This window comes from Escherichia sp. F1 (assembly GCF_046764225.1).
In the GTDB taxonomy this organism is placed as follows: Bacteria; Pseudomonadota; Gammaproteobacteria; order Enterobacterales; family Enterobacteriaceae; genus Escherichia; species Escherichia coli.
Genome location: NZ_CP177202.1, coordinates 4,938,874 through 4,951,052 on the forward strand (window position 1 = coordinate 4,938,874; position 12,179 = coordinate 4,951,052).

The following is a 12,179-nucleotide window of genomic DNA, read 5'->3' on the forward strand; positions in this document are numbered from 1 at the left end:
TAATCGGAGGGTGATATGGCAATGACTTACCACCTGGACGTCGTCAGCGCAGAGCAACAAATGTTCTCTGGTCTGGTCGAGAAAATCCAGGTAACGGGTAGCGAAGGTGAACTGGGGATCTACCCTGGCCACGCACCGCTGCTCACCGCCATTAAGCCTGGTATGATTCGCATCGTGAAACAGCACGGTCACGAAGAGTTTATCTATCTGTCTGGCGGCATTCTTGAAGTGCAGCCTGGCAACGTGACCGTTCTGGCCGACACCGCAATTCGCGGCCAGGATCTCGACGAAGCGCGAGCCATGGAAGCGAAACGTAAGGCTGAAGAGCACATTAGCAGCTCTCACGGCGACGTAGATTACGCTCAGGCGTCTGCGGAACTGGCCAAAGCGATCGCGCAGCTGCGCGTTATCGAGTTGACCAAAAAAGCGATGTAACACCGGCTTGAAAAGCACAAAAGCCAGTCTGGAAACAGGCTGGCTTTTTTTACGCGTTGCCCCGTCCTGAATAGCGTTCACATAGATCCTGCTGATATAAAACACCCTGTTTTCCCGTTTATTCATTGATCGAAATAAGAGCAAAAACATCCACCTGACGCTTAAATGAAGGTATTGCCTTAATTTTCTGCAGACAAAAGGCGTGACGATGGTCGAAAATGGCGCTTTCGTCAGCGGGGATAATCCGTTATTGAACAATTTATCCTCTGTCCATTTCACGATGAAAAAAATGTAGTTTTTTCAAGGTGAAGCGGTTTAAATTCGTTCTCAAATTACAGTCAGGACGCGTATGTTGAATAATGCTATGAGCGTAGTGATCCTTGCCGCAGGCAAAGGCACGCGCATGTATTCCGATCTTCCGAAAGTGCTGCATACCCTTGCCGGGAAAGCGATGGTTCAGCATGTCATTGATGCTGCGAATGAATTAGGCGCGGCGCACGTTCACCTGGTGTACGGTCACGGCGGCGATCTGCTTAAACAGGCGCTGAAAGATGACAACCTGAACTGGGTGCTTCAGGCAGAACAGCTGGGTACAGGTCATGCGATGCAGCAGGCCGCACCTTTCTTTGCCGATGATGAAGACATTTTAATGCTCTACGGCGACGTGCCGCTGATCTCTGTCGAAACACTCCAGCGCCTGCGTGATGCTAAACCGCAGGGTGGCATTGGTCTGCTGACGGTAAAACTGGATGATCCGACCGGTTATGGACGTATCACCCGTGAAAACGGCAAAGTTACCGGCATTGTTGAGCACAAAGACGCCACCGACGAGCAGCGTCAGATTCAGGAGATCAACACCGGCATTCTGATTGCCAACGGCGCAGATATGAAACGCTGGCTGGCGAAGCTGACCAACAATAACGCGCAGGGTGAATACTACATCACCGACATTATTGCGCTGGCGTATCAGGAAGGGCGTGAAATCGTCGCCGTTCATCCGCAACGTTTAAGCGAAGTAGAAGGCGTGAATAACCGCCTGCAACTCTCCCGACTGGAGCGCGTTTACCAGTCCGAACAGGCTGAAAAACTGCTGTTAGCAGGCGTTATGCTGCGCGATCCGGCGCGTTTTGATCTGCGCGGTACGCTTACTCACGGGCGCGATGTTGAAATTGATACTAACGTTATCATCGAGGGCAACGTGACTCTCGGTCATCGCGTGAAAATCGGCACCGGTTGTGTGATTAAAAACAGCGTGATTGGCGATGATTGCGAAATCAGTCCGTATACCGTTGTGGAAGACGCGAATCTGGCAGCGGCCTGTACTATTGGCCCGTTTGCCCGTCTGCGTCCTGGTGCTGAGTTGCTGGAAGGTGCACACGTCGGTAACTTCGTTGAGATGAAAAAAGCGCGTCTGGGTAAAGGCTCGAAAGCCGGGCATCTGACTTACCTGGGCGATGCGGAAATTGGCGATAACGTTAACATCGGCGCGGGAACCATTACCTGCAACTACGACGGTGCGAATAAATTTAAGACCATTATCGGCGACGATGTGTTTGTCGGTTCCGACACTCAACTGGTGGCCCCGGTAACAGTAGGCAAAGGCGCGACCATTGCTGCGGGTACAACTGTGACGCGTAATGTCGGCGAAAACGCCCTGGCGATCAGCCGTGTGCCGCAGACTCAAAAAGAAGGCTGGCGTCGTCCGGTAAAGAAAAAGTAATTCTGGCCGGGTAATCCGGTCATATGGGATGAGGAGATAACATAATCTCCCGCCCACAAGCAGTAACTATAAAAATAACCCCACTCTCTACAAGGCTCGGGGCGCCCGAAAAAACGGGCATACAGGTTGACCGACAACGATATAAATCGGAATCAAAAACTATGTGTGGAATTGTTGGCGCGATCGCGCAACGTGATGTAGCAGAAATCCTTCTTGAAGGTTTACGTCGTCTTGAATACCGCGGATATGACTCTGCCGGTCTGGCCGTTGTTGATGCAGAAGGTCATATGACCCGCCTGCGTCGCCTCGGTAAAGTCCAGATGCTGGCTCAGGCAGCGGAAGAACATCCTCTGCATGGCGGCACCGGTATTGCTCATACTCGCTGGGCGACCCACGGTGAACCTTCAGAAGCTAACGCGCATCCGCATGTTTCTGAACACATTGTGGTGGTGCATAACGGCATCATCGAAAACCATGAACCGCTGCGTGAAGAGTTAAAAGCGCGTGGCTATACCTTCGTTTCTGAAACCGACACCGAAGTGATTGCCCATCTGGTGAACTGGGAGCTGAAACAAGGCGGTACTCTGCGTGAGGCTGTTCTGCGTGCTATCCCGCAACTGCGTGGTGCGTACGGTACAGTGATCATGGACTCCCGTCACCCGGATACCCTGCTGGCGGCACGTTCTGGTAGCCCGCTGGTGATTGGTCTGGGCATGGGCGAAAACTTTATCGCTTCTGACCAGCTGGCGCTGTTGCCAGTGACCCGTCGCTTTATCTTCCTTGAAGAGGGCGATATTGCGGAAATCACTCGCCGTTCGGTAAACATCTTCGATAAAACTGGCGCGGAAGTAAAACGTCAGGATATCGAATCCAATCTGCAATATGACGCGGGCGATAAAGGTATTTACCGACACTACATGCAGAAAGAGATCTACGAACAACCGAACGCGATCAAAAACACCCTTACCGGGCGCATCAGCCACGGTCAGGTTGATTTAAGCGAGCTGGGACCGAACGCCGACGAACTGCTGTCGAAGGTTGAGCATATTCAGATCCTCGCCTGTGGTACTTCTTATAACTCCGGTATGGTTTCCCGCTACTGGTTTGAATCGCTGGCAGGTATTCCGTGCGACGTCGAAATCGCCTCTGAATTCCGCTATCGCAAATCTGCCGTGCGCCGTAACAGCCTGATGATCACCTTGTCACAGTCTGGCGAAACCGCGGATACCCTGGCTGGCCTGCGTCTGTCAAAAGAGCTGGGTTACCTTGGTTCACTGGCAATCTGTAACGTTCCGGGTTCTTCTCTGGTGCGCGAATCCGATCTGGCGCTGATGACCAATGCCGGTACGGAAATTGGCGTGGCGTCCACTAAAGCATTCACCACTCAGTTAACTGTGCTGTTGATGCTGGTGGCGAAGCTGTCTCGTCTGAAAGGTCTGGATGCCTCCATTGAACATGACATCGTGCATGGTCTGCAGGCGCTGCCGAGCCGTATTGAGCAGATGCTGTCTCAGGACAAACGCATTGAAGCGCTGGCAGAAGATTTCTCTGACAAACATCACGCACTGTTCCTGGGCCGTGGCGATCAGTACCCAATCGCGCTGGAAGGCGCATTGAAGCTGAAAGAGATCTCTTACATTCACGCTGAAGCCTACGCTGCAGGCGAACTGAAACACGGTCCGCTGGCGCTGATTGATGCCGATATGCCGGTTATCGTCGTTGCACCGAACAACGAATTGCTGGAAAAACTGAAATCCAACATTGAAGAAGTTCGCGCGCGTGGCGGTCAGTTGTATGTCTTCGCCGATCAGGATGCGGGTTTTGTAAGTAGCGATAACATGCACATCATCGAGATGCCGCATGTGGAAGAGGTGATTGCACCGATCTTCTACACTGTTCCGCTGCAACTACTGGCTTACCACGTTGCGCTGATCAAAGGCACCGACGTTGACCAGCCGCGTAACCTGGCGAAATCGGTTACGGTTGAGTAATAAATGGATGCCCTGCGTAAGCGGGGCATTTTTCTTCCTGTTATGTTTTTAATCAAAAATCCTGCCAACTCCATGTGACAATCCGTCATCTTCGGCTACTTTTTCTCTGTCACAGAATGAAAATTTTTCTGTCATCTCTTCGTTATTAATATTTGTAATTAACTGAATATCAACGCTTATTTAAATCAGACTGAAGACATTATCTCTCTGTCATAAAACTGTCATAAACCTTACATATAACTGTCACCTGTTTGTCCTATTTTGCTTCTCGTAGCCAACAAACAATGCTTTATGAATCCTCCCAGGAGACATTATGAAAGTTATGCGTACCACCGTCGCAACTGTTGTCGCCGCGACCTTATCGATGAGTGCTTTCTCTGTGTTTGCAGAAGCAAGCCTGACAGGTGCAGGTGCAACCTTCCCTGCGCCGGTGTATGCCAAATGGGCTGACACTTACCAGAAAGAAACCGGTAATAAAGTTAACTACCAGGGTATCGGTTCTTCCGGTGGCGTAAAACAGATTATCGCTAATACCGTTGATTTTGGTGCCTCTGACGCGCCGCTGTCTGACGAAAAACTGGCTCAGGAAGGCCTGTTCCAGTTCCCGACCGTGATTGGCGGCGTGGTACTGGCGGTTAACCTGCCGGGTCTGAAATCAGGCGAGCTGGTGCTGGATGGTAAAACCCTTGGTGACATCTACCTCGGCAAAATCAAGAAGTGGGATGATGAAGCCATCACCAAACTGAATCCAGGCTTAAAACTGCCGTCACAGAACATTGCTGTAGTACGCCGCGCAGATGGCTCCGGGACGTCCTTCGTCTTCACCAGCTACCTGGCGAAAGTGAACGAAGAGTGGAAAAACAACGTTGGTACGGGCTCTACCGTAAAATGGCCGATTGGTCTGGGCGGTAAAGGTAACGACGGTATCGCCGCGTTCGTTCAGCGTCTGCCGGGTGCAATTGGTTACGTTGAATATGCTTACGCGAAGCAGAACAACCTGGCGTATACCAAACTGATCTCCGCTGATGGTAAACCGGTTAGTCCGACCGAAGAAAACTTCGCTAATGCAGCAAAAGGCGCAGACTGGAGCAAAACATTCGCTCAGGATCTGACTAACCAGAAAGGCGAAGATGCATGGCCTATTACCTCAACCACGTTCATTCTGATCCACAAAGATCAGAAGAAACCAGAACAAGGCACCGAAGTGCTGAAGTTCTTCGACTGGGCATACAAAACCGGGGCTAAACAGGCGAACGACCTGGATTACGCCAGCCTGCCGGATAGCGTAGTTGAACAGGTTCGTGCTGCGTGGAAGACCAATATTAAAGACAGTAGCGGTAAGCCGCTGTACTAATAAAACTCCAGGCCGGGTACGGTGTTTTACGCCGCATCCGGCATTACAAAATGACTTTGTAAACGCGTTTAACTGAAGAGTAACTTATGGCTGCAACCAAGCCTGCTTTTAACCCACCGGGTAAAAAGGGCGACATAATTTTCAGCGTGCTGGTAAAACTGGCGGCGCTGATTGTGCTATTGATGTTGGGTGGCATTATTGTCTCTCTGATCATCTCCTCCTGGCCGAGCATTCAGAAATTTGGTCTGGCTTTCCTGTGGACCAAAGAGTGGGATGCGCCGAACGATATCTACGGGGCGCTCGTGCCGATCTACGGTACGCTGGTGACCTCGTTTATCGCGCTGCTGATCGCCGTCCCGGTGAGTTTCGGTATCGCCCTGTTCCTGACCGAGCTTGCGCCTGGCTGGCTGAAGCGCCCGCTGGGTATCGCCATTGAGCTGCTGGCAGCCATTCCAAGTATCGTTTACGGCATGTGGGGCCTGTTTATCTTTGCGCCGCTGTTCGCCGTTTACTTCCAGGAGCCGGTTGGCAATATCATGTCGAATATCCCGATTGTTGGCGCGCTGTTCTCCGGCCCGGCCTTTGGTATCGGTATCCTCGCGGCAGGCGTGATCCTCGCCATCATGATTATTCCGTACATTGCGGCGGTAATGCGCGATGTGTTCGAGCAAACCCCGGTAATGATGAAAGAGTCGGCCTACGGTATCGGTTGCACCACCTGGGAAGTTATCTGGCGTATCGTTCTTCCGTTCACCAAAAATGGTGTTATCGGCGGCATTATGCTGGGTCTGGGGCGCGCGCTCGGTGAAACCATGGCGGTGACCTTTATCATCGGTAACACCTACCAGCTCGACAGCGCCTCGCTGTACATGCCGGGCAACAGTATCACCTCTGCGCTGGCCAACGAATTTGCGGAAGCGGAATCCGGTCTGCACGTTGCCGCACTGATGGAACTGGGCCTGATCCTGTTTGTGATTACCTTCATCGTCCTCGCCGCATCGAAGTTTATGATTATGCGCCTGGCTAAGAATGAGGGGGCACGCTAATGGCTATGGTTGAAATGCAAACCACTGCGGCGCTGGCAGAATCCCGCCGCAAAATGCAGGCGCGTCGTCGCCTCAAAAACCGTATTGCACTGACGCTCTCAATGGCGACGATGGCCTTCGGCCTGTTCTGGCTGATCTGGATTTTAATGTCCACCATCACTCGCGGTATCGATGGTATGTCGCTGGCGCTGTTCACCGAAATGACGCCGCCGCCAAATACGGAAGGCGGTGGTCTGGCGAACGCCCTGGCGGGTAGCGGCCTGTTAATTTTGTGGGCCACGGTATTCGGTACGCCGCTGGGCATTATGGCGGGGATTTATCTGGCGGAATATGGTCGTAAATCCTGGCTGGCAGAAGTGATTCGCTTCATTAACGACATTCTGCTCTCCGCACCGTCGATTGTGGTTGGTCTGTTTGTTTACACCATCGTGGTGGCGCAGATGGAGCACTTCTCCGGCTGGGCGGGCGTGATTGCGCTGGCGCTGTTGCAGGTGCCGATTGTTATCCGCACCACCGAGAACATGCTGAAACTGGTGCCAGACAGCCTGCGTGAAGCGGCTTATGCGCTGGGTACGCCGAAGTGGAAGATGATCTCCGCGATCACGCTGAAAGCGTCGGTGTCCGGGATCATGACCGGTATTCTGCTGGCGATTGCCCGTATTGCCGGTGAAACCGCGCCGCTGCTGTTTACCGCGCTCTCCAACCAGTTCTGGAGCACGGACATGATGCAGCCGATCGCCAACCTGCCGGTGACGATCTTTAAGTTTGCGATGAGCCCGTTTGCGGAATGGCAACAACTGGCCTGGGCCGGGGTGTTGATCATTACCCTGTGCGTCCTGCTGCTGAACATTCTGGCGCGCGTTGTTTTTGCGAAGAATAAACACGGTTAACACTTTGCTGGATGCGGCGTAAACGCCTGATCCGGCCTACGGTAAGCCTGATTAGCGAAGAGCATCAGGCACGATGAGGAAAAGATTGCAATGAGTATGGTTGAAACTGCCCCGAGTAAAATTCAGGTTCGTAATTTGAACTTCTACTACGGCAAATTCCATGCCCTGAAAAACATCAACCTGGATATCGCCAAAAACCAGGTTACGGCGTTTATCGGGCCGTCCGGCTGCGGTAAATCGACGCTGCTGCGTACCTTCAATAAAATGTTTGAACTGTACCCGGAACAGCGTGCGGAAGGTGAAATTCTGCTCGATGGCGACAACATCCTGACCAACTCTCAGGATATCGCCCTGCTGCGTGCGAAAGTGGGCATGGTGTTCCAGAAACCGACGCCGTTCCCGATGTCCATCTATGACAACATCGCCTTTGGTGTGCGTCTGTTTGAGAAGCTCTCCCGTGCCGACATGGACGAGCGCGTGCAGTGGGCATTGACCAAAGCCGCATTGTGGAACGAAACCAAAGATAAATTGCACCAGAGCGGTTACTCTCTCTCTGGTGGTCAGCAACAGCGTCTGTGTATTGCGCGTGGTATCGCCATTCGCCCGGAAGTGCTACTGCTCGACGAACCATGTTCGGCGCTCGACCCTATCTCTACCGGGCGTATTGAAGAGCTGATCACCGAACTGAAGCAGGATTACACCGTGGTGATCGTCACCCACAACATGCAGCAGGCTGCGCGTTGTTCCGACCACACGGCGTTTATGTACCTGGGCGAATTGATTGAGTTCAGCAACACGGACGATCTGTTCACCAAGCCAGCGAAGAAACAAACAGAAGACTACATCACCGGTCGTTACGGTTGATTCAGGAGTGCGTTATGGACAGTCTCAATCTTAATAAACATATTTCCGGCCAGTTCAATGCCGAACTGGAAAGCATCCGCACGCAGGTGATGACCATGGGCGGCATGGTGGAGCAGCAGCTTTCTGATGCGATCACCGCAATGCACAACCAGGACAGCGATCTGGCGAAACGGGTCATCGAAGGCGACAAAAACGTCAATATGATGGAAGTGGCAATTGATGAAGCCTGCGTGCGCATTATTGCCAAACGTCAGCCGACGGCGAGCGACCTGCGTCTGGTGATGGTGATCAGTAAAACCATTGCCGAGCTGGAGCGTATTGGCGATGTGGCGGACAAAATCTGCCGTACTGCGCTGGAGAAATTCTCCCAGCAGCATCAGCCGTTGCTGGTAAGTCTGGAGTCGCTGGGCCGTCATACCATCCAGATGCTGCACGACGTGCTCGACGCGTTCGCGCGGATGGACATTGACGAAGCGGTACGTATTTATCGTGAAGATAAAAAAGTCGATCAGGAGTACGAAGGTATTGTTCGTCAACTGATGACCTACATGATGGAAGATTCGCGCACCATTCCAAGCGTACTTACCGCGCTATTCTGCGCACGTTCAATCGAACGTATCGGCGACCGCTGCCAGAATATCTGTGAGTTTATCTTCTACTACGTGAAGGGGCAGGATTTCCGTCACGTCGGTGGTGACGAACTCGATAAACTGCTGGCAGAAAAAGATAGCGACAAATAATTCACCAAACAAATCCCAATAACTTAATTATTGGGATTTGTTATATATAATTTTATAAATTCCTAAAATTACACAAAGTTAATAACTGCGAGCATGGTCATATTTTTATCAATAGCGCATTGCTATTTTCTCTGCACGCAACTAAATTAATTTTCGAACCTGGATGTTCGTTATAAAAACCATTAATAAATGACTGGATTGTTACTGCATTCGCAGGCAAAACCTGACATAACCAGAGAATACTGGTGAAGTCGGGTTTTTTTGTTTATAAAAAAGGTCCTTGCTATGAACATGCAAATCACCAAAATTCTCAACAATAATGTTGTGGTGGTTATTGATGATCAACAGCGGGAAAAAGTCGTCATGGGGCGCGGAATTGGCTTTCAAAAACGCCCTGGCGAAAGAATTAACTCAAGTGGAATAGAGAAAGAGTATGCCTTGAGCAGTCATGAACTGAACGGGCGATTAAGCGAACTCTTAAGTCATATTCCTCTTGAGGTGATGGCGACCTGTGATCGTATTATCTCTTTAGCGCAGGAGCGCCTGGGAAAGTTACAGGACAGTATTTATATCTCGCTAACTGACCATTGCCAGTTTGCGATTAAACGTTTTGAGCAAAACGTGTTGCTGCCTAACCCACTGCTGTGGGATATCCAGCGGCTTTACCCGAAAGAGTTCCAGCTAGGGGAAGAAGCGTTAACCATTATTGATAAACGGTTGGGTGTGCAGTTACCGAAAGATGAAGTGGGCTTTATTGCTATGCATCTGGTCAGTGCCCAAATGAGCGGAAATATGGAGGATGTTGCAGGTGTCACGCAATTAATGCGCGAAATGCTGCAATTAATAAAATTTCAGTTCAGCCTTAATTACCAGGAAGAAAGCTTGAGTTATCAGCGACTGGTTACACATCTGAAGTTTTTATCCTGGCGTATTCTTGAACATGCTTCAATTAATGATAGTGATGAATCATTACAACAAGCAGTAAAACAAAATTACCCGCAAGCATGGCAATGTGCAGAGCGGATCGCTATTTTTATTGGTTTGCAGTATCAACGTAAAATCTCACCCGCAGAGATTATGTTTTTAGCCATAAATATAGAGCGCGTGCGCAAAGAACACTGAAATATTATTACTGAGTAAAGGATTGTTACCGCACTAAGCGGGCAAAACCTGAAAAAAATTGCTTGATTCACGTCAGGCCGTTTTTTTCAGGTTTTTTTTTGGAGTTTTGCCGCAAAGCGGTAGAGGGCAAGTTATGACGGAGTTAGCCAGAAAAATAGTCGCGGGAGTCGGGGGCGCAGATAACATTGTGAGTCTGATGCATTGCGCAACGCGATTACGTTTTAAGTTAAAGGATGAAAGCAAAGCGCAAGCTGAGGTACTGAAAAAGACCCCCGGTATTATTATGGTGGTGGAAAGCGGTGGCCAGTTTCAGGTGGTCATAGGTAACCATGTGGCCGATGTCTTCCAGGCGGTTAACAGCGTGGCAGGCCTTGGCGAAAAAGCGCAACAGGCACCGGAAAATGATGATAAAGGTAATCTGTTAAACCGCTTTGTTTATGTTATTTCAGGTATTTTTACGCCTCTGATCGGTTTGATGGCGGCAACCGGGATCCTGAAAGGTATGCTGGCTCTGGCGCTCACTTTTCAGTGGACGACCGAACAAAGTGGTACTTATTTAATTTTATTCAGCGCCAGTGATGCCTTGTTTTGGTTCTTCCCGATAATCCTGGGATACACCGCGGGCAAACGCTTCGGCGGTAATCCATTTACTGCCATGGTGATTGGTGGAGCGTTAGTGCATCCATTAATTCTGACTGCCTTCGAGAATGGGCAAAAAGCGGATGTGCCGGGGCTGGATTTCCTGGGTATTCCGGTCACATTGTTGAATTACTCGTCATCGGTTATTCCCATTATTTTTTCTGCCTGGTTGTGCAGCATTCTGGAACGCCGACTTAATGCATGGTTACCGTCGGCAATCAAAAATTTCTTCACACCATTGCTATGTCTGATGGTTATCACACCCGTCACCTTTCTGCTGGTGGGGCCGCTATCAACCTGGATAAGCGAACTGATTGCCGCCGGTTATCTCTGGCTTTATCAGGCGGTTCCTGCATTTGCGGGCGCGGTAATGGGCGGCTTCTGGCAAATCTTCGTCATGTTCGGACTGCACTGGGGCCTGGTGCCGCTGTGTATCAATAACTTCACCGTGCTGGGCTACGACACCATGATCCCGCTGTTAATGCCCGCCATTATGGCGCAGGTCGGGGCGGCGCTCGGCGTCTTCCTCTGCGAACGCGATGCGCAGAAAAAAGTGGTGGCGGGATCAGCGGCGTTGACGGGCCTGTTTGGTATCACCGAACCAGCGGTATATGGCGTCAACCTGCCGCGTAAGTACCCCTTCGTTATCGCCTGTATCAGTGGAGCATTGGGGGCCACCATCATTGGCTACGCGCAAACGAAAGTTTACTCCTTTGGTTTGCCAAGTATTTTCACCTTCATGCAAACCATCCCGTCAACGGGGATTGATTTCACCGTCTGGGCCAGCGTTATTGGTGGTGTCATTGCCATCGGTTGCGCATTTGTTGGTACGTTGATGCTTCATTTCATCACCAGTAAACGTCAGCCAGCGCAGGTTGCCCCGCAAGAGAAAACACCAGAGGTTATTACACCACCTGAGCAGGGCGGTATCTGTTCACCGATGACGGGAGAGATTGTGCCGCTCATTCACGTCGCTGATACCACGTTTGCCAGCGGCCTGTTGGGTAAAGGTATTGCCATTCTGCCCTCGGTTGGTGAAGTGCGTTCTCCGGTGGCAGGTCGAATTGCTTCGTTGTTCGCCACATTACACGCCATTGGCATTGAGTCAGATGATGGTGTGGAGATCCTGATTCATGTCGGTATCGATACCGTAAAACTGGACGGCAAATTCTTTTCCACTCACGTCAACGTGGGTGACAAGGTCAATACAGGCGATCGGCTGATTTCTTTTGATATCCCTGCTATTCGCGAGGCCGGATTTGATCTGACGACGCCGGTATTAATCAGTAATAGCGATGATTTTACAGACATATTACCCCACGGCACGGCGCAGATAAGCGCTGGTGAGCCGCTGTTATCCATCATTCGCTAACGATAA

Annotated in this window: 10 protein-coding genes; all 10 read left to right on the forward strand. The window is 50.9% G+C overall.

Annotated features, from left to right (window positions below; all coding sequences use genetic code 11):
- The first annotated feature begins 15 nt into the window (after positions 1–15).
- The 10 genes from ACK8NJ_RS23635 to bglF all read left to right on the forward strand — a co-directional run bounded on the left by ACK8NJ_RS23635 (position 16) and on the right by bglF (position 12,173).
- Positions 16–435, forward strand: coding sequence for a F0F1 ATP synthase subunit epsilon (locus tag ACK8NJ_RS23635; RefSeq protein WP_001251965.1), 420 nt, complete (start codon positions 16–18; stop codon positions 433–435).
- Positions 436–784: 349 nt separating this feature from the next.
- On the forward strand, positions 785–2,155 hold the full coding sequence (gene glmU / locus ACK8NJ_RS23640) for a bifunctional UDP-N-acetylglucosamine diphosphorylase/glucosamine-1-phosphate N-acetyltransferase GlmU (RefSeq protein WP_000933736.1): 1,371 nt from the start codon (positions 785–787) through the stop codon (positions 2,153–2,155).
- A gap of 161 nt (positions 2,156–2,316) precedes the next feature.
- Positions 2,317–4,146, forward strand: coding sequence for a glutamine--fructose-6-phosphate transaminase (isomerizing) (glmS, locus tag ACK8NJ_RS23645; RefSeq protein ID WP_000334086.1), 1,830 nt, complete (start codon positions 2,317–2,319; stop codon positions 4,144–4,146).
- A 313-nt stretch (positions 4,147–4,459) separates the two neighbouring features.
- The gene (gene pstS, locus ACK8NJ_RS23650) at positions 4,460–5,500 is read left to right on the forward strand and encodes a phosphate ABC transporter substrate-binding protein PstS (protein ID WP_000867167.1); all 1,041 of its coding nucleotides are present in this window, start codon (positions 4,460–4,462) and stop codon (positions 5,498–5,500) included.
- 86 nt (positions 5,501–5,586) lie between these two features.
- Entirely contained in the window at positions 5,587–6,546 is a 960-nt protein-coding gene (gene pstC, locus ACK8NJ_RS23655; RefSeq protein ID WP_000741620.1) for a phosphate ABC transporter permease PstC, read from the forward strand.
- Complete coding sequence (gene pstA / locus ACK8NJ_RS23660; RefSeq protein ID WP_001251991.1) at positions 6,546–7,436, forward strand: phosphate ABC transporter permease PstA; 891 nt, start codon at positions 6,546–6,548, stop codon at positions 7,434–7,436. The genes pstC and pstA overlap by 1 nt, the downstream gene beginning before the upstream one ends.
- Positions 7,437–7,526: 90 nt before the next feature.
- Positions 7,527–8,300 (forward strand): phosphate ABC transporter ATP-binding protein PstB, encoded by a 774-nt coding sequence (gene pstB / locus ACK8NJ_RS23665; protein ID WP_000063125.1) that lies wholly within the window; start codon positions 7,527–7,529, stop codon positions 8,298–8,300.
- Positions 8,301–8,314: 14 nt separating this feature from the next.
- Entirely contained in the window at positions 8,315–9,040 is a 726-nt protein-coding gene (gene phoU, locus ACK8NJ_RS23670; RefSeq protein ID WP_000377784.1) for a phosphate signaling complex protein PhoU, read from the forward strand.
- Positions 9,041–9,325: 285 nt separating this feature from the next.
- Positions 9,326–10,162, forward strand: coding sequence for a transcriptional antiterminator BglG (bglG, locus tag ACK8NJ_RS23675; RefSeq protein WP_411962005.1), 837 nt, complete (start codon positions 9,326–9,328; stop codon positions 10,160–10,162).
- A gap of 133 nt (positions 10,163–10,295) precedes the next feature.
- Positions 10,296–12,173, forward strand: coding sequence for a PTS beta-glucoside transporter subunit IIABC (gene bglF, locus ACK8NJ_RS23680; protein ID WP_097767590.1), 1,878 nt, complete (start codon positions 10,296–10,298; stop codon positions 12,171–12,173).
- Positions 12,174–12,179: the final 6 nt, after the last annotated feature.

What these genes read in the sequence shown, in the direction of transcription:
- bglF (WP_097767590.1), top strand. Translation starts at nt 10,296, where the DNA reads ATGACGGAGTTAGCCAGAAAAATAGTCGCGGGAGTCGGGGGCGCAGAT.
- glmS (WP_000334086.1), top strand. Translation starts at nt 2,317, where the DNA reads ATGTGTGGAATTGTTGGCGCGATCGCGCAACGTGATGTAGCAGAAATC.
- pstB (WP_000063125.1), top strand. Translation starts at nt 7,527, where the DNA reads ATGAGTATGGTTGAAACTGCCCCGAGTAAAATTCAGGTTCGTAATTTG.
- bglG (WP_411962005.1), top strand. Translation starts at nt 9,326, where the DNA reads ATGAACATGCAAATCACCAAAATTCTCAACAATAATGTTGTGGTGGTT.
- pstA (WP_001251991.1), top strand. Translation starts at nt 6,546, where the DNA reads ATGGCTATGGTTGAAATGCAAACCACTGCGGCGCTGGCAGAATCCCGC.
- phoU (WP_000377784.1), top strand. Translation starts at nt 8,315, where the DNA reads ATGGACAGTCTCAATCTTAATAAACATATTTCCGGCCAGTTCAATGCC.
- pstC (WP_000741620.1), top strand. Translation starts at nt 5,587, where the DNA reads ATGGCTGCAACCAAGCCTGCTTTTAACCCACCGGGTAAAAAGGGCGAC.
- ACK8NJ_RS23635 (WP_001251965.1), top strand. Translation starts at nt 16, where the DNA reads ATGGCAATGACTTACCACCTGGACGTCGTCAGCGCAGAGCAACAAATG.
- pstS (WP_000867167.1), top strand. Translation starts at nt 4,460, where the DNA reads ATGAAAGTTATGCGTACCACCGTCGCAACTGTTGTCGCCGCGACCTTA.
- glmU (WP_000933736.1), top strand. Translation starts at nt 785, where the DNA reads ATGTTGAATAATGCTATGAGCGTAGTGATCCTTGCCGCAGGCAAAGGC.